Annotated in this window: 9 protein-coding genes; 1 reads left to right on the forward strand and 8 read right to left on the reverse strand. The window is 71.5% G+C overall.

The window, feature by feature from the left end:
* Positions 1-11: 11 nt before the first annotated feature.
* The 4 genes from M2157_RS03330 to M2157_RS03345 all read right to left on the reverse strand — a co-directional run bounded on the left by M2157_RS03330 (position 12) and on the right by M2157_RS03345 (position 4,755).
* A complete protein-coding gene (locus tag M2157_RS03330; RefSeq protein WP_280864350.1) occupies positions 12-1,781 on the reverse strand; it encodes a cation:proton antiporter in 1,770 nt (589 codons plus the stop codon).
* Between the two features lie 948 nt (positions 1,782-2,729).
* Positions 2,730-2,960 carry a hypothetical protein gene (locus M2157_RS03335; protein ID WP_280860265.1) on the reverse strand — a complete coding sequence of 77 codons (231 nt, stop codon included), beginning with the start codon at positions 2,958-2,960 and terminating at the stop codon, positions 2,730-2,732.
* Complete coding sequence (locus M2157_RS03340; protein ID WP_280868158.1) at positions 2,957-4,534, reverse strand: amidohydrolase; 1,578 nt, start codon at positions 4,532-4,534, stop codon at positions 2,957-2,959. Before M2157_RS03340 ends, M2157_RS03335 begins: the two co-directional genes overlap by 4 nt.
* An 8-nt stretch (positions 4,535-4,542) precedes the next feature.
* Positions 4,543-4,755: an MbtH family protein gene (locus tag M2157_RS03345; protein ID WP_280864351.1), complete on the reverse strand. Its 213-nt coding sequence runs from the start codon at positions 4,753-4,755 to the stop codon at positions 4,543-4,545.
* A gap of 106 nt (positions 4,756-4,861) precedes the next feature.
* Between M2157_RS03345 and M2157_RS03350 the strand changes: the two genes are divergently transcribed.
* On the forward strand, positions 4,862-5,953 hold the full coding sequence (locus M2157_RS03350) for an alpha/beta hydrolase-fold protein (protein WP_280864352.1): 1,092 nt from the start codon (positions 4,862-4,864) through the stop codon (positions 5,951-5,953).
* 63 nt (positions 5,954-6,016) lie between these two features.
* Here M2157_RS03350 and M2157_RS03355 read toward each other — a convergent pair whose 3' ends face one another.
* From M2157_RS03355 to M2157_RS03370, 4 genes are all read right to left on the reverse strand, one after another.
* Complete coding sequence (locus tag M2157_RS03355; RefSeq protein WP_280864353.1) at positions 6,017-8,020, reverse strand: nitrate- and nitrite sensing domain-containing protein; 2,004 nt, start codon at positions 8,018-8,020, stop codon at positions 6,017-6,019.
* A gap of 48 nt (positions 8,021-8,068) precedes the next feature.
* Positions 8,069-8,899 (reverse strand): MHYT domain-containing protein, encoded by an 831-nt coding sequence (locus M2157_RS03360; RefSeq protein ID WP_280864354.1) that lies wholly within the window; start codon positions 8,897-8,899, stop codon positions 8,069-8,071.
* A gap of 356 nt (positions 8,900-9,255) precedes the next feature.
* A complete protein-coding gene (locus M2157_RS03365) occupies positions 9,256-10,959 on the reverse strand; it encodes an ABC transporter ATP-binding protein (protein WP_280864355.1) in 1,704 nt (567 codons plus the stop codon).
* A gap of 4 nt (positions 10,960-10,963) precedes the next feature.
* A complete protein-coding gene (locus tag M2157_RS03370; protein ID WP_280864356.1) occupies positions 10,964-21,904 on the reverse strand; it encodes a non-ribosomal peptide synthetase in 10,941 nt (3,646 codons plus the stop codon).
* Between the last annotated feature and the right edge of the window lie 4 nt (positions 21,905-21,908).

Genomic DNA, 21,908 nt, shown 5'->3' on the forward strand with positions numbered 1-21,908 from the left:
TCCTGGCAGGCTCACCGCGCAAAAGGGGCCGAGCCGAGCAGGACGACGCTGTCGCCTTCCTGCGGAGTGACCGGCTCGTCGCCAGTGACCGGTTCGAGTCGCCGGTCGGCCCGCACTACGAAGAGCGTGTCGTGGTCGGCGGGCACAGGGGTGGAGGCGGACTGGACGAGGAAGCGGGCTCCCGCCTCGTAGCGCGCTGCCAGGGCGTGCCGGACGAGCGAACTGCCGAAGAGGATGGCGCCGCCGGTGTAGGGAGCGACGACGCCGTGGCTTTCGTGGGGCGGGCCGACCCGGTAGACGGGGCCCTCGACATTGTCCTGCATCACGACCGAGGCAAGGGCGTTGAAATCGTCGTCGTCGGTGGCCAGGAACACAGCTGTCACCCCTTCCAGCCGTGCCCCGGGGTTGGTGGCCGTGGCCAGCAGATCGCCCCTGGCCAACTGGATCCCCGCCTCCTTGATTCTTTGCCGTTCCTCGTCGAGCCCCGCCCACATCAGCACGTCGAGTCCGGCGGTGCGCAGGGACCGCCCCATGTCGACCACCCACGGCTCGCCTCCCACCAGGAGGATGCGAGTGCCGGACGGCTTGACGACGGCCAGCCGCCGGGCCACCGGAGACGCGGTCAGCGCGTACACCAGGACGGTTCCCACGATCACCAGGAAGGTGACCGGGAGGATCTTGGCGGCGCCGCTCTCCCCCCGGTCGACGAGGCTGGCGGCGAACGCCGACGCCGTGGCAGCGGCGACGATGCCGCGCGGAGCCATCCACCCGATGAAGGCCCGTTCTCCCTGGGTCAGGCCCGAATGTGCCGTCGCGGCGAAGGCGACAAGGGGACGCACCACCAGGACAAGGATCGCGATGAGGACGAGGGCGGGGAGCAGTACGGGGACCAGGGAGGACGGGGTGACGGTCGTGGAGATGGAGACGAACAGCAAGCCGATGATCAGCTGGACCAGGGTCTCGAAGAAGGGGCGGCGAGCAGGCATGTCGAAGCCGCGGAGGTTGGTGACGGCCAGTCCCGTGACGATCGCGGCGATGAGTCCCGTGTCGTCCCGGACGATGTCACAACCGGCGGAAACGGCGATGACGGTCGCGAGCTGCGCCAGAGTGCCCAGCGTCTCCCCGAGCCGCAGGACGCGCAGCGTCCACCACAGCAGCGCCGCTCCCACCGCCCCGCCGACCAGACCGACGGCAAGGCTGATGCCGAACTGGCCCAGCTGGTAGCCGCGGCCGATGTCGACCTGGTGGGACGACGCGATGGCGTGGAAGGTCAGAGCGCCGAGAATGCCGCCGATCGGGTCGGTCAGTGTTCCTTCCCAGATGAGGATGCGGCGAACCTTGTCGTTGGGCCGCACATAGTCGAGCAGTGGGCCGACGACCGTCGGTCCCGAGACGACAAGGATCATGCCGAGCATCGCGGCCACCCGGAGCGGCATGTCGAACATGGCAGGTGCCACCGCGCCGGTGACGAGGAAGGTCACCAGCACCCCGAACAGCAGCAGTCTGCCCACGATCCATCGCGTCCGGCCGGTCAGGTTGCGCAGGTTGAGGCCCAGACCGGCGTCGTAGAGGATCACCGCCACGGCCAGGGACACCAGGCTGGAGAAGTTCGCCCCCATCAGCTTGTCGGGGTGGACGACATCGGTGAGGGCGCCGGCGGTGAATCCGGCGGGCAGCAGCACGATCAGGGCGGGAATGCGCAGCTTGCTGGCCAGGACCTGTGAGCCGGTGGCGAGTACCACGGTCAGCGCGAGTCCGAGCAGGATCTCGTCGTCGGTCACAGCTGCTTCCTCCCTCGGAGTCCGGGCGCCATGGGATCTGGCCGGGGCCTGTGCGGTCAGCCGTCGTCTGCCGCCGGTTACCGTCCGTGCCCCTTCTTCGCGGGTCGGCGGCGGCGAGTACTTCCAAGAAGGCAAGCCGACGGCCGGCACGACGATCACCAACGCCACCGGCGTAACGAACGCCGGTCAGGCAGGCATCGCGGGTGCGCGCCCTCCGTCGGGCTCGGTCGGCGAGACCTGAGCGAGCCAGGGCGCTGGGCCGTGCCAGGGACAGTGGAGGCGACGACTCCAACGGCAGCCGGTCCAAGGCGCCCCGCCTGGCCAGCGCGCACCGCCGGACGTAACCCATCAGATCGGGCGCATCGAATCCGCCGGCTTCCGCTGGGAGGTGCGCCGCGCCGGCCAAGGCCGTGCTCGTGATGGGGACCCGCCCGAAGCCGAGGCCCCGGCAGTGAAGGCCGACTATGGACAGTGCCGTCCGCCCTTTCGGCAGACGCACCAACTCTGTCCCCGGCCGTGCGCCCGCGGTGGAATCCACCATGGTCTGCCTCCTCGCTGCGCGGCTCCGGTTCCGCCTGGCCGCAGCCGGCCTGGCACGGGGGTCACGCAATCACCGGCCTCGCCGCGCCGCCTGTCCGGCCGGCCGCCGTTGGGCCGTTGAGCGGAGCATCTCCCCCGGTCGGACCAGTGGCGGTCTGCGCGACGAGGATCGCCGGCCATGGCTGATGAGACCGGCACCTGCTCCGCAGGACTGGCGCAGGCGTGGGTTGCTGCACCTTGCGTTCGACCGGGCGACCGCTTGTCAGGCGTCGACACGCAGTGCGGCGTTGGCATCGAGCCGGCAGGCATCCCCGGGCGGGTTGCCCCTCTGAAAGACGCAGTAAAGGTACGGCCTCTCACCTGGCTGTTCGCGCGCCTCGGCCTGCCGGCGCGCGCTCGGCGTCTCGCTCACCCGCAGGGGCGGCCCGGATAGTCGTCGGTCTCGGGTACGCCCGCCTCGCGCATCCTGCGCAGCACCTCGGGCAGGAGCGACTCGTCGCCGGTGTCCGCCGGGCAGTTGGTCTCCCGGTCGAAGACCAGCGTCTCCCCCGCCGTGTGCCAGATGACCCAGCGATACCGGGACCTGCCGGCGTCCCAGAGGTGCGCGTAGCTCTCCACAGCCGTCGTCTTCCGGCTCACGACGCCGCATTTCCGGTCCAGCGGTCGTCGACGTATGTCGCGACGACCTCGATGTCTCCGATGCGCGACGGATCGACGCGCCGGGGGTCGTCGCCGATTACGACCAGGTCGGCGAGCTTGCCCGGGGTGAGGCTACCCAGGCGGTCGTCCCAGTGGCAGGCGAAGGCGCCGGCGACGGTGTAGGCGCGCAGGGCCTCGTCGACGGTGAGGGCCTCGTCAGGGCCGATCAGCTGGCCGGACTCGGAGGCGCGCTCGACCATGAACTGGATGGCTCGCAGCGGGGATCCGTCCGTGACGGGGCGGTCCGAACTTCCGACGAGGGTGATCCCCTGGTCCAGGAACGCCCTGCCGCGGTACAGCCAGGGAGCCCGCTCCTCCCCCATGATCGCCGCGTAGTCGTCGCCGAAGTAGCGCAGGAAGTTGGGCTGGACGACCGCGCTGACACCCAGCCGCGCGAAGCGCGGGAGCTGGTCGGGCCGGATCAGGCCGGCGTGCTCGATGCGGTGCCGGGCGCCGGGGCGCGGCCGCAGGCGCTGGGCGCGTTCCAGGGCGTCCAGGGCGATGTCGGCGGCGCGGTCGCCGATGGCGTGGACGGCGAGCTGCCATCCGGCGAGGTGGCCGTCCACGATCGTGTCCCCGAGGACGTCCGGGTCGTCCTGCAACTGGCCCGCGTGGTCGAGCCCTTCGTAGGGGCTGCTGAGCGCGGCGGTCCGGGCCATCATGCCGCCGTCGGTGAAGATCTTCAGTGCGCCCACGGAGAGGCGGTCGTCGCCGAACCCGGTACGCAGGCCGAGGTCGAGGGACCGGGGAATGCCGTCGGCTCCATGTGCGGCGACCGGGTGCAGCCGGTCGGCGGACACCATGAGCTGCACGCGCAGCGGCAGCAGGCCTTCCTCGCGGGCGAGTTGGTAAGCGCCCAGCTCGACCGGGCTGTGGCCCACGAGGGTGCCGCCGATGCCCGCCTCGGCGCAGGCGGTGACGCCCTCGGCCAGGCAGGTCCGGGCGGCGCGCCCGATCGCCTCGGCCAACTCCCGCTGGGAGTACGGCAGGCGCAGGGCGCGGGCGGCGCCCATGGCTCCCTCGGCCAGGAAGCCGCCGTCGCGGGACAGGTCGGCGGGGAGCAGGTCGAGCACGGCGGAGTTGACGACGCAGCCGTGGCCGGAGTCGTGCAGCAGGAACAGCTTGTGTCCGTGGCTGACCGTGTCGAGTTCGGCGGCGGTCAAGTGGCGTCCCAGGGCCCGCTGGTCGTATCCGGCGATGCTCACCCAGGCGCCGGGGGTGCCCTTTTGGCGGACGGCCTCCTCCACGACGGCCAGCACGTCCTCGATGCGCGTGCACCCCGCGATGCTGGGCGTGTTCTCCTTGAACCCGGTCCAGGCCAGGTGCACATGGGCGTCGATGAACCCGGGCAGCACGGTGGCGCCCTGCAGGTCGATCACCTCGCGTGCGGGCAGGGAGGTCACGGCCTCGTCCAGGCCGACGATCCGGCCCTGCCAGATGCCGAGGTCGTGGGCGACGGGGTGGTCGGGGTCCATGGTGAGGAAACGGGCGTTCGTCAGTCTGGTGGAGAGCACCATGAAGGTCAGGCGTCCATGGACGTCGCGAGGGACCGGGGGCGCAGATCGGTCCAGTGGGTCTCGACGTAGTCCAGGCACGCCTGGCGGGTGTTCTCGTCGAAGACGACCGTCCACCCGCCGGGTACCTCCGCGAAGGACGGCCAGAGCGAGTGCTGGCCCTCGTCGTTCACCAGGACGAGGAAACGGCCGTCGGCGTCGTCGAAGGGGTTGGTGCTCATGTGCGGTGCCTCCTGAAAGAATAAGGTTAGGCTCGCCTAATCAAATGTGAGCTTAGCCTTCTCGCTTTCCGCTCCACAAGGAGACGTTCATGAGGTTGGTGCGTTCATGAGGTGGGTGGGGGACGACACCTTCGCCGCGTTCGGACTGCCCGGCGCGCCCGGCACCGACGTGTTCTGGGCGACCGCGAGGACACCCACGTCGATACCCGACGGCGACGGGTGGGTGACACTGTTCCTGCGGCGCGGGTCCGAACCGGCGAGCGTCGGCTTCGAGAGCTGGTCGGAGCCGGTTCCCCTGCGCCGGTGGGGTGACACGGACTGCTGGTACGCCGAGGTGCGCATGCCCGCGCGGCTGCGGGTGACCTACCAGTTCCTCGCCGGGGACGCGGCGTACGCCGACCCGCTCAACCCGGTCGGTGCGGGCGGGGACCGGTCCGTCGCCGCCACCCCGGACGCCCCCGCCCAGCCGCACTGGCCCGACCTCGACGCCGATGACGTCCTGCCCGTCCCGCGAACCCGGATCCGCTGGAACAGCGCACGGCTCGGCGGGCGGCGCACCGTGCGGGTCCATCCGGCGGGCGGCGGCGGGCCAGTGGTCCTGCTGCTGGACGGGGACGACTGGCTGTACCTGCACCCGGCCATGACCGCGTTCGACTCGGCCGTCGCCGGCGGCGAGATGCCGCCGGTCACGCTCGTCTTCCTGCCGGCCACGGACAGGGAGGGCGAGTTCGGGTGCCGACCCGAGCTGTGGGAGGCGATCCGGGACGAACTGCTGCCGCTGGTGGCGGAGACCGGCGTGCCTGCGGTCCGGGACCGGCTGGTGGTCGCCGGGCAGAGTCTCGGCGGGCTGAGCGCGCTGTACGCGGCACTGGAGTTCCCGGATTTGGTGTCCCGCGTCGCCTGCCAGTCGGGGTCGTTCTGGTGGACGCCCGACGCGCTCGGTCTGGCCGACCCCTTGGGCGGCCCGGTCGGCGGCACCGTGGCCGCGCGCCTGCGGGAGCGCCCGGACCTGTCCGGTCTGCGGATCGCGTTCGACGTGGGGGAACACGAGACGCGGATGCTGCCCCACTGCGAACTGACCGAGACCCTGGCAGAACAGGCCGGCGCGACCGTACGGGTCTCCCGGTCACCCTCGGGCCACGACCGGGCGGGCTGGCGGCACGCTCTGCTCAGGGACGTCGCCTGGGCGCTCGCCTAGGGTGTGCCGACCGCCGAGCGGGACACCGTGCTCGGCGGAACGGTCTTCTGCCCACGGTCCTCGTCACCCCCGCTGCTGTGGGATCAACGCCGCTGCCGGGGCCAGTGCCCGGCCGTCGTCCTGGCCGTCGGAGAGCACCGCGTCGTGCACCGGCATGTCGTCCCGTATCAGGTTCTCGCGGATGAGGACGGCCGCCGTGGCGCCTCCGCTCGCCGAGGAGCGCAGTTCGACGCTCAGGCCCTGCCTGGCGGCGATGCGGTTGACCACGAAGAGTCCGATCTGCTTGGCGTCGAGCAGGTCGACGTTCTCGGACTGGATCTTGCGGTTGGCATCGGCCAACGCCTCCTCGTTCATGCCGAAGCCGCTGTCCTCGATCTCGATGAGGAGGCCCTCGCGCATCCGGGCGGCCCGCAGCTGCACATGGGCGCTGGGCGGTGAGAAGGAGGCCGCGTTCTCGACGAGTTCAGCGAGCAGGTGAATGACGTCGGCGACGGCGCCGCCGTGCACGGAGACGCGGGGTACCGCCCAGATCTGGACCCGGCCCGGCTGCTCGATCTCCGCGACCGCGGCCCGCAGGACGTCCGCCAGCGGTATGGGGTCGCGCCAGCCGCGTCCGGGTGCGACGCCGGACAGGATGAGCAGGCTCTCGGAGTGGCGGCGCATCCGGGTGGCGAGGTGGTCGACCTGGTACAGGTCCTGCGTCTCGGCCGGGTCGCGCGGGCGCTGCTCCAGCTGGTGGAGCAGGTCGAGTTGGCGGTGCAGCAGCACCTGGCTGCGGCGGGCGAGGCTGACGTACACCCCGGAGATGCCGCTGAGCAGTTCGGCGCGCTCGGAGGCCGCCTTGAGCGCGGCCCGCTGTACGGCGGTGAGCGCGGTGCCCACCTGGGCGAGTTCGTCGCCGACGAGGCGCCGCATGGGGGCCTCCGCGTCGATGTCCACGCCCTGTCCGGCGTGCAGTCTGCGCATGGCCCGCGGCAGCCGGCGCCCGGCGACCTCCAGGGCGGAGTTGCGCAGGTCCAGCAGTTCGACGATGAGCCCGCGACCGACGCCCACGGACACCAGCAGCGACAGCAGCACCCCCACCAGACCGAGGATGACGGCGACGCCGGAGGCGCCCAGCGTGTCCCAGCCGAACGGGTCGGCCTTGGCCGTCGCGCCCGTGCCGGCGTCCGACTGGGCCTCGGCGAGCCCCTTCAGCACGGCGTCGGCGCCGTTGTCCCAGTCCCTCAGGAAGCCCGCGGAGATGACCGGGGCGCCCGGTCCGGCACTGCGCACCCGGTCCTCGCCGGCCGCGAGCGCGTCGTAACTCCCGCTGTGCAGGACCGCGTCGTACGCCTCCCGGTGCGCCGGCTTCAGGTCGGCGACCGCGGGCTTGAGCAGCTCCCGCTGGGTGGCGACGGCCCCGGCGAACAGCGTGTACTGCTCCGTGGTGAGCTTGCCTGCCCCGCTCCCCGCGGCGAGGAGGGCCTGTTCCTGGGCCACGGCCTCGCGGGCGCGGGCGAGTTCGAGGACGACCCGTGCCTCGGATGCAGCGTGGATGCCGTTCTCGCCGGTGAGCGCCCCGGTGACGGCGAAGGCGTCCTCGATGACCGTCGAGTACCCCGTGACCGCCGCCTGAGCGGCGCCCTTGGCGGCGGTCCGCGCGCGCAGCGCCGTGAGTCCGCGCACGTCGGCCTCCAGACGGTCGATCCGGGCGGGCAGCCCCGCGTCGAGGAGCTCGGCGTCAGCGGTGGCGGCGTCGGCACCTTCCCGGAAGGCGTTGGCGGCCTTGTCGGTGGCGTTCCGGGCTACCTCGATCGTGTCGAGACCGGCCGTGTCCGGCGCGGCGGCGTGGCGGGTGGCGGCGGTGCGCTCGTTCTGCAGGGCGCTGACGAACCCGTCGAGGGGGGCGAGGAGTTCGGCGTTGACGTCCTTGACCCGTTGGGTGTCGGCGATGCTGGAGGCCGTGGTCACCGCGGCGAAGCCCCACAGTGCCATGAGGGACACGATGGGCAGCATGAGCAGGGCGACGATCTTGGCCCGGACCGATCTGGGGCGCAGCCGTTCCGTGGCACGGGTGACAGACATGGGGATACCTCTTCGAGGGGGTGCGGTGCGGCTTCGCGGACGTGCGGCTCAGGCGGTCGCGGTGGTGGCGGGAGCGGGCGTGGCGGGAGCGGGCGTGGCGGCGGTCGCGGTGGAGAGCTCGACCTCGCGCAGCAGTTCGGCGGCGACGGACTCGGCGCGCTTGCCGGTCGGGGAGAGCGCGACGTACGCGGAGGTGAGGAAGAGGAACGAGCCGAGCACCACGGCGAGCGGGAAGAGGAACTCGGTGGCGGTGGCCCCGGGCAGCTCGGCGCTGCTGGGCGCGAGACGGACGTCGACGGCGTACATGGCGGTGTAGTGCATGCTGCTGACCGCGAGCCCCATGACGAGCGCGGCGACGGCGGCGAGGACGGGCCCGCGCACGATGAGGGTGAGGGTGAGCGCGGCGGTCGCGGCGACGACGGCGATCACGACGGAGGTGACGACGAGGAACGGGTCGTATCCGACTGTGCCGTGCAGGTTGAGCGCGGCCATGCCGGCGTAGTGCATGGCAGCGACGCCCAGTCCGGTGCCGAGCCCGCCGAGCGCCACCGAGATGATCCGCGAACGCCCGTATCCGGCGGTGAAGACGCCGGCGCTGACGACGGCGATGGCCATGACGAGGCTGAGCACGGTGAGCGGGACGTCGTAGCGGATCGGGGTGCCCTCGACGCCGAAGCCCATCATCGCGACGAAGTGCATCGTCCAGATGCCGGAGCCGATCGCGAACGAGGCCAGCGTCAGCCAGTTCCGTTTCGAGGCGCCGTCGGCCTCCAGGGCCCTGACCGTGCACCGCAGACCGAGCGCGGAGCCGACACAGGCCATGACGTAGGAGAGGACGGGGGTGACCCATCCGGCGCTGAAATGGTCCATGTGTCCCACGGGGACCCCTCTCGCCCGCCGGGCGGAGAGCTCGGCACGCACGTAGTTACCGCCGGTAACAGAGACCCGGGGGAACGAGATCGCGCCACTGCTTGCCGAAGGTCGGTGAGGGTTAAAGTACTGCGGTGTGGGTTACGGACCCGTTTGCACGCAAGTGCTTCACATACCCCTTACGGTGCCTGTACTTCCACCGCCGACGCGGCTCGCCCGCGCCACGGGCCGCGAAGATGGTCGCCGGTCCGGGCGGCGGAACGTCCAGGACGGCGGCGTTCCGTACGCTCCGGGCATGGCCGAAAAGTGCCCAAGAATCGGTCACCGAGGCCCGGTTGGCCTCGACAACCGTCCGCTGCGGCGGGTCACCGGGCCACCGCCAGGCAGTAGGCCGCGTCCGTGGCCAGGAGGTTGCGGTGGGTGTCCTCGGCGGTGATGACGCCGTCGTCCAGGACGAGGACACGGTCGGCGGCGTCCAGGAGGGCCGGGCTGCTGGTGATCACGACGGTGGTGCGCCCCCGGCGCAGTTTCGCGACATTGCGCGCGATCAGCTGTTCGGTGACGGCGTCGACGGCCGTGGTCGGGTTGTGCAGGACGAGGACGTCGGTGTCGGCGGCGAGGGCGCGGGCCAGGGACAGCCGTTGGCGCTGCCCCCCGGAGAGGTTCGCGCCGCGGTCGCGGACAGGGTGGTCGAGGCCTTCGCGGTGCAGGGCGACGACGTCGGTCAGCATGGACGCCTCGACGGCTTCGGGGATCATCCGGCTGGTGCCCGACGGGTCGATGTTCGTGCGGAGCGTGCCGGCGAAGATCTCCCCGTCGTACGGGTTCACCAGCATGTGCTCGCGGACCGCCTCGACCGACAGGTCCGCGAGCTCCTGCCCGCCGACCCGCACCACTCCCTCGTAGGCGTGCGGCGGCACGCTCACGGCCAGGACCGACGCGAGGTCGGCCGCCGCGCGCGGCTGGTAGACGGCGATCGCCACGAACTCGCCGGGGGCCACCTGGAACTTGAGTCTGCGCAGGGACCCGTGGCGGACGCCGTCGATCTCCAGGCCTTTGCCCGCCGCCGGGCGCCGCGACCCCGGGGTCGTCACCGGCGGCGCGCTCAGCACCAGCGCCATCCGCTCAGCCGAAGCGCGCGCCATCATCACGTACTTCGGCATCTCCGAGAACAGTTTGAGCGGTTCCATGATGAACTGCGCCAGACCCACGGCCATGACGAGTTCCCCGATGGTGATCCGGCCCTCGAACGCCAGCCAGCCCGCCGTCAGGGTCACGGCGGCGGCGAGGACCGCGTTGAGGGCCAGCGCGGTGCCCGCGTACACCCCGTTCACCCGGGCGACGGTGATCGCCTGGTGCTTGGCCTCCGTGCTGACGTTCCGGTAGGACCGGAACGCGGCGTGGTTGCCGCCGAAGCCGTGCAGCGGGCGCAGGCCGATGATCAGGTCGGCGACCTTGGCGCCCGCCCGTGCCACCCGGGCCTGCTGTTCGCGGGTACTGGCGCCGATCCGCTTGGACATCACGCTCAGGATCGACAGGATCGCGACGGTTCCCACGATCACCAGCAGGCCGAGCCGGACGTCGGCCAGGCCCAGCGCGACCGCCGCGATCACGACCGCCACCAGCGAGCTGATCAGCAGCGGCACCACCTCGATGATGTCGGCGGTCTGGTCGGCGTCCTCGGTGGCGATGGTCAGCACCTCACCGGACTTGAGGTCGACGTCCCTGGCCACCGGCTGGAGTCCGCAGGAGGCGACCCGCACCCGCCAGCGGTGCGCCTCGGTGGTGTTGGCCTTCTGCAGGACGCGCATCCCGAACCGCCACGAAAGCGACACGGTCGTGATGATCACGGCCAGCGCGGCGATCGACAGGCCGAGCGAGCCGAGGTTCCGGTCCCCCTTCATCGTGTGTTCGACGATCAGGCCGAGCGCGATGGGGAAGGCGGTCTCCCCCGCCTGGTACAGGCCCATGAGGACGGTGCCCCAGACCATGGCGCCGACGTTGCGGCGCAGTGCGGTCCTCAGGATGTGGGACCCCGGGTGGGGCCGCTGCGAGTCAGGAGTTGTCATCAAGTCAGGAGTTGTCATTGGATCGGGAGTTGTCATCAAGGTGGCGGCTGATCGCTTCCGGGGTTCGCAGGGTGAACAGATCGCGGATCGTGATCACAGGTCCGTACTCGCGGCGGAGCAGCCCGATCAGCCGCACCGCCAGCATGGAGTGCCCTCCGAGGGACACGAAGTCGCTCACCGCGCTCACCTCGTCGTCGTCCAGGTCCAGTGCCTCGGCGAAGAACTCGCACACCGCCGTCTCGGTTTCGGTCTCCGGGCCGCGCTCGGCCGCCGTGGTCAGCGCGCCCAGCGGCTTGGCCTCCGGCAGCGCCTTGGTGTCAGCCTTCCCGTTCACCGTGAGCGGGATGCTGTCGACCTGGGCGTAGTGCGTCGGGCGCAGGAAGTCCGGCAGCCCGGCACCGACTTCGGCGGCGACCGCCGCCAGATCGGCGGCGCCGTCGAGCACGAGGTAGGCGGCCAGCCGGTATGCGCCGTCGACCTGCGGGTCGGGCTGGGCGACCGCGGCGACGAACCGCACCGCCGGGTGTGCCGCGAACGATGCCTCCACCTCGCCGAGTTCCACCCGGTGCCCGCGGATCTTGACCTGTTGGTCGGTGCGGCCCAGGTACATCAGGTTCCCGTCGGGCCGCCGGATCACCAGGTCTCCGGTGCGGTACATGCGCTCGCCGGGTTCGCCGAACGGGCATGCGACGAAGCGGTGCGCGGTCTGGGCGGACTGCCCGAGGTAGCCGCGCGCGATGCCGATGCCCGACACGTACAGCTCCCCGGGCACGCCGTCCGGCAGGGGCCGTAGCCACGGATCCAGCACGTACACGTCCGTGTTCTCGATCGCCACGCCCACCACCGGGTCCTGGCATTCGAAGGTGCCGACGCCGAGGGTGTTGATGGTGTACTCGGTGGGCCCGTACAGGTTGTAGCCGACCGTGCCCTCGGTCTCGGCGAGCCGCTGCCACAGCGCCGGGGTGACGGCCTCGCCGCCCAGCAGCACCAGCGCCGGGCGCCGCGCCGGGTTGTCCAGCAGTCCCTCGGCGACGAGCTGTTGGGCGTAGGTCGGGGTCACGTTGATGACGTCGATGCCGTGTTCGAGGCAGTACTCGACCAACCGGGGTGCGTCACGCCGCAGTTCCTCGTCGCAGATGTGCACCTCGTGGCCGTCGGCGAGCCACAGCAGCTCCTCCCACGACATGTCGAACGCGAAGGACACGGTGTGCGCGATCCGGAAGACCCGGTTGCCGTGCTGCGCCAGTACCGGCTCGAAGATCCGGCGCTGATGGTTGATCAGCATGTTGGTGAGCCCGGCGTACTCGGTCACCACGCCCTTGGGCTTCCCGGTCGATCCGGAGGTGTAGATCGTGTACGCGGGGTGCCGCAGGCGGTCCAGGTCGTCCGGCGCGAAGGTCGGATACGGCTCGGCCTCGGACAGGGGACGGTCGAGCTCGATCAGGTCCACCGGATTGCCGGTCAGCCGGGGCGACACGGCGCTCACGGTGAGCACGACCTCCGGGCGGGCGTCCGCGACGATCGCGGCGATCCGCTCGTCCGGGTGGTCCAGCTCCAGAGGCACGTACGCGGCGCCGACGCGCAGCACGGCGAACAGCGCCACGATCGAGTCGAGGGAGCGTGGGATCGCCAGGCCCACGGCCGTCTCGGGGCCGATGCCACGCCCGGCCAGCACACCCGCCACCGCACGGCTACGGTCCCGGAGCTCCGCGAAGGTCATGGTCGAGCCGTGGGCGACGAGCGCCACTCGCCGCGGGTCGCGGTCCGCCGCCTGGTCGAAGCGGTCGATGACGGTGTCCGTTCCGACGTCCGAACGCGTTCCCGGCGCGGGCTGCGGCCCCACCCCCCGCAGCGCGCCCACCGGGCCGGTCGAGCGAGCCAGATCTTCGAGCACCCGCAGGTAGTCGTCGAGGAGACGACGAGCCCTCTCGGAGTCGCCGTCGCGGTGCTCCAGCTTGACCGTGAGCCGGTCGCCCGGCGTGACAACCCACGTGAAGGGATAGTGGGTGGAGTCGTCGGCCTTCACCGAGGTGATGCCGTGCCGGGCGTTCATCTCGGCGAAGGCGTCCACGTCCAGGAAGTTCTGGAGCACGAACAGGTTGTCGAACAGGGTGTCGTGCCCACTGGCCCGCTGGATCTCGCCGAGCCCCAGATGCTCGTGCTCCATCGCCTCGACCCTGGCCGCCTGTACGGCCGTCAGGTACTCCCGGACCGTGTCGCCCGGCCGTGCCCGCGTCCACATGGGCACGGTGTTGAGCAGTACGCCGACGACCTCGTCCAGGCCCTCGCCCTCCCGGCCGGAGACGGTCACGCCGAAGACGGCGTCACCACGTCCGGTGTGCGCGCCGAGCAGGAGGCCGAACGCGCCGGTCAGCACCGAGTTCAGCGTGACGCCGTGCACCCGGGCCGCTTGCCGCAGCAGTTCCGACTGTTCTTCGGTCAGGGTGTGCACGAGCGCGCGGGGCAGCTCGTCCGACAGGGAGGGCGCCGGTCCGGCGAGCAGCGTCGGGCCGGGAAGGCCCGTCAGGTGCTCCGCCCAGAAGCGTTCCGATACGGCGGGGTCCTTGGCGTCGAGCGCCCGGGCGTAGTCCTCGAAACCTGGCGTGGCCGGGGCCGGGTCGAGTGGCTCGCCCGCGACGACGGCCTGGTAAGCGTCGAACAGGTCCCGCAGCACGATCTCGCGGGACCAGCCGTCCCACAGCAGCAGGTGGTAGCTCAGCAGCAGGCCGTCGCGGTCGTCGGGCAGACGCACCACGGTCAGCCGGATCAGCGGTGGCTCACCCGGGTCGAAGCCGCTGTCGCGGTCCCGGGCGCGCAGGGCTTCGACCTCCGCCTCGGTCGCCAACTCGACTGTATGTACGGTGATTTGCCGTTCCGCGCTGAGGACCTGGACGGGGTTTCCGTCGTCGTCGGTGGTGAAGCCGGCGCCTACGACCGGGTGGCGCGCGATCACGTACGCCATCGCCTCGGCGAGCGCGTCGGTGTCCAGGCGCCGGTCGAAGGTGAACCAGCTCTGCGCGACGTAGTGTCCGGACGTGCCGGCCATCTGGGCCTGGAAGTACAGGCCCCGCTGGAGCGGGGTGACCGGTGCCGTGCGCTCGGCCGTCGCGGAGGCGTCCGCGATGTGGTGCAGGGCGCTCAGCCAGTGCTCGGTGATCTCGTCGGGGATGCCCTCGGCGAGGGTAAAAGCCGCGTGCAGGCGTCCGGTGGCCGCGTCGGTCCACGCGTTGACCTCGACGGCGTACGGGCTGCCCTGCTCGCCGCCCGTGATGTGCGGGGCCTGGGACTCGCCGCCCCGGCCGAGGTAGTTGAACAGCACCTGCGGGCGGGCGTCGAGAAGCGGGGCCGTCTGCGGGTTGAGGTACCGGAGTTGGCCGTAGGCGACGTGCCCGGGCTCGTCCGGCTGGCGTTCGGCGACCTCGCGCGCGGCGGCGACCGGGTCGGTGTGCGGCGTGAGCCGCACGGGGGCGATGGAGGTGAACCAGCCGACCGTGCGGGTGTAGTCGTGGTCTTCGAGGGCCGGGACCCGGCCGTGGCGCTCCAGTTCGATCGCCAGATCGGTGGGCGACGGCTGGATCTGTGTCAGCGCGGTGCGCAGCGCGCCGCACAGTACCTCGGTGAGACCGACACCGAGTGCGGCGGGCGCGGTACGCGTCACGCGGTCACTCACGTCGGGCGCGAGTACGACGGTGGTCTCGCGCAGCCCCTCGATCGCGGGCAGCAGCGCGGGTGCCTGGAGCGTGCTGATCCAGTGCCCGAGGTCGTCGGTCACCTGGGCGGACCGGAGCGTCAGCGCTTCGGCGTACTCGGCATAGGACGTGGTCGGCGGTGCCAGGGGATCCCCTCGCAGGGCGGTGGCCAGGTCGTTCAGCAGGATCAGCCAGGACACCGAGTCGACGGCGAGGTGGTGCACGGTGACCACCAGGGTGCGGCTCGCCTCCAGCCACGAGAACGCGATGACGTCCCCGGACTCGGGATCAAGGCGTCCGGCGGCCTCGTTCGCCGCCGCTGTCGCATCGGTCGTGTCCGGTCGTACGACGGCGACCTCGCGGGCGGGTTCGGTGCACAGTGCCCACACCCCGTGCTCGACGCGCAGCCGCAACCGGAGGGCCGGGTGCGCTGCCACCAGGGCGTTCGCGGCGCGCTCGACGTCGGCGAACCCAGTTCCGTCGGGGGCCATCAGCGTCCTTGCCTGGGCGAATAGGGCGAGCGATCCGCCCAGTTCGCGCTGGCGCAGGATGATCGGCGTCGGTGGCAGGGGGCCGTCCTCGCGGCGGACCGGCGCCGAGGGCGCGGCCTGCGGTGTGCTCGTCGCCAGGTGCTCCGCGAGGGCGCGCGGAGTCCTGAACAGGAACACGTCCCGTGGCGCGATCGGCAGGCCGAGCGCCCTGGCCCGGTTGATCACGGTGATGGCGACGATGCTGTCGCCGCCGGCCCGGAAGAAGTCGGTGTCGGCGTCCGCGTCGGAGCCGGGGAGGGTGTCGGCGAAGATGCCGACCAGTGAGGCGAGCGCGGAACCACTCGCGGCCACCGGGGTTTCGTCCCGGGCAGCCCGTGCGGCCCTCTCGGCCAAAGCCTTGCGGTCCAGCTTGCCGTTGACCGTCAACGGCAGTGCGTCGACCGACAGCGCCCGGCCCGGCACCATGTGCACGGGCAACTTCGTGGACAGCGACTCGACGAGGTCCCCCGGCACCCGGCCCACCACGTGCGCGACCAGGTGGTCGCCGCCGTCCGCCACGGTGACGGCCACGTCGACCACGCCGTCGAGTTCCCTGATCGCGGACTCGACCTCGCCCAACTCGATCCTGAATCCCTTGAGTTGGACCTGGTCGTCGGCGCGGCCTGCGAACTCCAGCTCGCCGTCGAGCGTACGGCGGGCGAGGTCGCCCGTGTGGTACATGCGGGAGCCGTCGCCGGCGAACGGGTTCGCCACGAACCGGCCCGCGGTGAGCCCCGGCCTGCCCAGGTAGCCGAGCGACACCTGGTCGCCGGCAACGTAGATGGCACCCACCCGGCCCGGCGGCACCGGCCTGAGCCGGTCGTCGAGCAGGTAGGTGACCAGGCCGGGGATCGGACCGCCGATCGGGCTGACCTCGTCCCCGAGCGCGAAGTCCCCGTCGGTCAGCACCCGGTGGGTGACATGGACGGTGGTCTCGGTGATGCCGTACATGTTGACCAGTTCGGGCGAACCGGTGCCGTGCCGCTCGACCCAGCCGCGCAGCCGCCCGAGATCCAGCGCCTCGCCTCCGAAGATGATCCGGCGCAGTGCGGTGACCGGCTCGTCGGCCTGCCGGTCGGCCTCGATGAACTGGTAGAACGCCGACGGCGTCTGGTTGAGCACGGTCACTGAGCGCTCACGGACCAGCCGGTGGAAGTCGACCGGGGAGCGGGTCAGCCCGTACTCCGGCACCAGCAGCTCACCGCCGTGCGCCAGCGCGCCCCACAGCTCCCAGACGGCGAAGTCGAAGGAGAAGGAGTGGAACTGGACCCACACGTCGTGCGGGCCGAAGTCCATGTCGGGCTGAGTGTTCGCGAGCAGGGTCACCACGCTGGAGTGCGGGACGACAACACCCTTGGGTCGCCCGGTCGACCCGGACGTGTAGATGACGTACGCGGGATCCTGCCACCTGACCTCGGGCTCGGGAGCATCGGTGGTGGCCGGGGGCAGCTCGTCCCCCTGCACGAGCACCCGGGCCGACACACCTGCCCGGGCCAGCAGTTCCGTGAAGCGGTCCCGCTGCTCACGTTCCACGAGGACAACCTGCGGAGCGGCGTCGGCGAGGATGTACTGCAGCCTCTCGTCCGGGTACGCCAGGTCCAGCGGTACGTAGGCACCGCCTGCGGTGACGATCGCGACCAGGGCGACGACCTGCTCGAGGGAGCGCGGGACGGCGACGGCGACCCGCTTGCCCGGACCGACACCGGCCGCGCGCAAGGTGGCGGCCAACTCGTCCTTCGTGTGGGCCAGTTCACCGTACGTCAGGGACCGGGCCTCTCCGTCGAGACCGCACTGGGTGACTGCGGTGGCGGCCGGGTCGCGGCGCGCGGCGGCGTCGAACAGCCCGCCCAAGGTCGTCGGAGTGATGTGCGCGGGACTACGGGTACTCTCGGGCGCCAGGTCGTCGACCAGGGCGTCCGGCCGCGTGAGCAGTCCGGTGAGGGCCGAGGTGAACGTCCGCAGGATCGCCCGGGCACTCGCCTCCCGCAGCAGCTCACCGTCGTAGATCAGGTTGAAGCGCGGACGGCCGTCGAGCGTGCGCTCCACCACCAGCGTCAACGGGTAGTGCGGGGCGCCCTCGTTCACGATGTCGGTGACGACCAGCGTGTCGTCGGGCCCGCGCAGGGCGTCCACATCGGTGGCCACGTCGAACACCACCAGGGTGTCGAACAGTGAGCCGGCGCCGGTCTGGCGGCCGATCCTCGCCAGCGAGACGTGCTGGTGGGGCAGCACCGCACTCTGGTGTTCCCGCACGGAGGCGAGCAGGTCGCGGGAGGTGGTCGTGCCGGTCCAACGGGCGCGTACGGGGATCGTGTTGATGAACAGGCCCACCATGTCCCCGATGCCGGGCACATCGGCGTCGCGCCCGGACACGGTGGAGCCGAACACGACGTCGGTGCCGTGCAGGAGGCCGCCCAACGTCACCGCCCAGGCGCTGTGCACGGCCACGCTCAGGGGCACGCCGGCCGATCGGACGGCCGAGTCGATGTCGTCCTGCGGCTCCAGGGCGGTGTCGGCGAACCGGTCGGACGGGGTGTGTCCCTCGGCGATCAGCGACGGCCCGGGCAGCTCGGCGAGCTGCTCGCGCCATACGCGGTCGCTCTCGTCCTCGTCGCGCCCGGCGAGCCGGCGCACGTAGTCGGGGAATCCGCCGAGCGGGTACAGGGTGCCCGGCGCGTGGTACTCGGCCAGCAGCGCGCGGAGCATCGGCGGCACCGACCAGCCGTCGGCGATGATGTGGTGCACGGTCTGCACCAGGACGTTCCGGCCGGAGCCGGCGCGGATGAGCGTGTACCGCATCAGGGGGCCGGTGGCCAGGTCGAACCCGGCGCGGCGGTCCCGTTCGGCCAGGTCGCGGATCTCGTCGTCGGTGATGCCGGGGCGGTCCAGCGTGGTGAAGGGCGCCTGCACGCCGTTCTCCAGCACGGAGACCACACGGCCGTCGGCGAGGACCACGAACCGCGCGGCCAGGTTCGGGTACAGGGTGAGCAGCCGGGTGGCCGCCGCAGCGAGCCGGTCGGCGTCCACCTCGCCGTCCAGGGTGAGCAGTTGCTGCTCGACGTAGGCGCCCGCCGAGTCGTCGTCGAAGACCGAGTGGAAGTACAGGCCCTCCTGCAACGGGGTCAACGGCAGGATGTCCCGCAGCGCCGGTCCGTCCAGGGCGTCGACATCGTCCTGCGTCAGCCGCACCAGGCCGAAGTCGCTGGGCGAGTGGCCGCCCTGTTCGAGCGCGGCCAGCCCGGCCAGGGCGCCCCGGAAGTAGTCGCCGAGGGTGGTGATGTCCTCGTCGGTGAACATCCCGTCGGGCCAGGAGATCGTGGTGACCAGCTCGTACTCGCCGGTCGAGGCGGTGGGTTCGGCGATCGCGTTGAACTCCAGGGCGCGCGGGAGGTGCATTCTCGGGTCGCGCTTCTCGCCCAACTGGCCTGTGGTGGCCGCGAGTTGCCAGTCGCCGGGGGCTCCCGCGTCGAAGCGGCCCAGGTAGTTGAACAGCACCTGCGGTGCGGGCGCGTCGAACTCGGTGTGGGTCAGGTACCGCAGGGCGCCGTAGGAGATTCCGTTGTCCGGCACCCGGGCGAGGTCTTCCTTGACCGCCTTGAGCGCGGCCGCCAGGTATGCGGGTGCGGTGAGGTCGGCCGCCGCGCCGGCGTCGATGGTCACCGGGAACAGGGTGGTGAACCAGCCGACGGTCCGCGACAGTTCCGGCTCGAAACCGGCGGTGTCCGCCACGAACTGTCCTTCGCGGCCGTGGCCTTCGAGTTCGATGTGCGCGAACGTCTGGTCCTGGCCGAGGTCGCGGCGCCATCGGGCCAGGGTGACGGCGAGCGCGGTCAGCAGTACGTCGTTGACACCCGCGTGGAACTTCGCGGGAACCTCGCCCAGCAGCGCGGCCGTGACGTCGGGTCCGACCGAGACGGTCCGCACCCGTTCCCGCGCGACGGTGTCGGCTTCGGACAGCGCGCGCCGGCCGACCGGCCCGTCCGGTCCCGGCAGGGGACGCCAGTAGTAAGAGCTGTCCGCGTCGAAGGCCGCACGCTCCAGCAGCTGTGTCCAGCGCCGGAACGACGTGCCGACCGGGGGCAGTTCGATGGGCGCGCCCGAGGCGAACTGCCGCCACGCCGTGGCCAGGTCCTCCATCAGGACCCGCCAGGACACGCCGTCGATCACCACGTGATGGGCGACCAGGACCAGTTGACGTGCCGACCGGCGCCAGACGGCACGCAGCATCACGCCGTCCGCCGGGTCCAGCGCCTCGGTGGCGAGCGCGACGCACTCGTCGAGCGGCCGGTCGCTCTCGCTCCATCCGGCTGCGGCCCGGTCCGCCACCGGGATGTCGAAGCTCCAGCGGTCCCCGCGCACCAGCCTGGCGCGCAGCATGTCGTGCCGCCCGACCATGGCGACGAGGATCTGATCCAGAGCGTCGGCGGTCAGGTCCGGCGGGGTGTTCAGCACCACCGACTGCACGAAGCCGTCGATCGCGTCCGTGGTCTCGCCGAGCCACTGCACGATGGGCGATCCCACGACGGACCCGGTCGCGACATCGCCGTGGTCAATGGTGGAGACGTCCTCACGGCTCGCCACCGCCGCCAGCGCCCCCGCCGTGCTGTGGGCGAAGATCTGCCGTGGCGTGACATGGAGACCCGCGTCCCGCAGCGCGCTCAGCAGCGAGATCGCCAGGATGCTGTCTCCGCCGAGCTGGAAGAAGTCCTGGCCGACGCCGACCTCGTCCAGCCGCAGCACGGACGCGACCGCCGCGCACACCGCGCGCTCGTTCTCGGTGCTGGGCGGTATGAGGGAGCCCGTCCCGATCGCGGGCTCCGGCAAGGCGTTGCGGTCGAGCTTGCCGTTCGCGGTGAGCGGGAACTCCTTCATCACGACGATGTGGGCGGGCACCATGTACTCGACCATGTGCGCGGTGGCCCACGCCTTGACCTCGTCGGCCCGCAGGTCCTCGCTCCCGGTGGCCGGGATCACGTAGCCCACCAGGTAGGTGCCGCCGGCCGCGTTCTTCTTCGCGACGACGCAGGTGTGCCGTACCCCGGGGTGTTCCGCGAGACCGACCTCGACGTCCTCGATCTCCAGCCGCATGCCGCGGATCTTGATCTGGTTGTCGGCCCGGCCGAGGAAGTCCAGGGACCCGTCCGGGGCGAACCGTGCGAGGTCACCGGTCCGGTAGAGCCGGGAACCGTCGTCGGCGAAGGGGTTCGCCACGAACCGGGACGCCGTCAGGCCGGGCGCGCCCACGTACCCGCGGCCCAGGAGGAAGCCGCCCACGTACAGCTCGCCGCCGACCCCGACCGGGACCGGGCGCAACTCGTCGTCCAGCACGTACAACTGGGTGTTGGGGTTGGCCTTGCCGATCGACGTCGACAGGCGTTCCGCCGCGCCCCGGTAGATGACGTGCGAGACGCCGATCGTCGTCTCGGCCGGGCCGTAGCCGTGGTACATCGGGATGTCGAGCCGGGTGCGGAACCGCTCGTACAGCTCCGGGGTCAGCACCTCGCCGCCGCACCACACGTGCCGCAGGCTGTCCAACTGCCCGGAGTCGCCGGCGATCTCCAGCAGCACGTCCAGCATGGACGACACCAGGTAGGTGAAGGTGACGCGGTGTTCGGCGATCACGCTCAGCAGGTGGTGCGGGTCGCGTTCGCCGCCGGGCCGCAGGACCACCAGCCTGCCGCCGGACACCAGCGGCAGGAAGATCTCGTTGATGGAGATGTCGAAGGACAGCGGCGCCTTGAACAGCGACGCGTCGTCGTGGCCGAAGCCCAGGATCTCGTCGACCTGCCACAGCAGGCGCTCGCTGATCGCTTCGTGCCGGATCATCGCGCCCTTGGGCCGCCCGGTCGAACCGGACGTGAAGATCACGTAGGCCAGGGCGTTGCCGGGGACGGTAACCCCGGTCTCCTCGACGGGGTGGGATCCGTACCGCCAGTCGCCCAGGTCGACGGCCACGGCTTCGGGTTCACCCGGGTCGTGCCCGCCGGAGTCGTTGAGCTGCAGCACGACCCGGGCGTCCTCGATGACGACGGCCCGGCGCGCGGCGGGCCACTGCGGATCGAGCGGCACGAACGCACACCCCGCCTGGAGCACACCCAGCAGCCCGATCACCATGTCGGCGGAGCGGCCCAGGGAGATGCCCACGACCTGTTCGGCGGTGAGCCCTCGCTCGATCAGAAGGTGAGCCAACTGACTGGACAGCTCAGCCGTCTGACGGTAGGTCAGCGACCGGTGCTCGTCGACGACGGCTACGGCGTCCGGCCTGGTCCGCGCCTGCTCGCGGAACATCTCCACGATGGTCGGGCGGACCCGGTCGGCCCGGGTGTCGTTCCACTCGGTCAGGGCCGCGAGCCTGGCCGCCGGTCCGGACGGGCCGATGGTGCCGATGGGCCGGTCCGGGAAGTCGGCCAGGTCGTCCAGCGCGAGCCGCGCTTCCGCCGGCACGACGTCTTCCGGGACGGCGATGCTCCAGCCGCCGGCGCCGTCCGCGCCGGTCTCCCAACCGCCCTGCCCGGCCCCGCCGTTGTCGACCCACCCGAGGACGTCGGCGAACAGAGTGCCGGGGGTGAGGTCGATGCCGTCGGGGCTCCGCCCGGTCGCCCAGTACGACAGCCCGATGGCGCACGCTTCGGCGACGGTCCTGTCGGAGAAGTCGCCGGTTCGCCGGCGCACGTCGGCCAGGTGCGTGGGAGAAAGCAGTACGAGACGAGCGCTCGGTTCCACCATCGAA

This window comes from Streptomyces sp. SAI-127 (assembly GCF_029894425.1).
Lineage (GTDB): Bacteria > Actinomycetota > Actinomycetes > Streptomycetales > Streptomycetaceae > Streptomyces.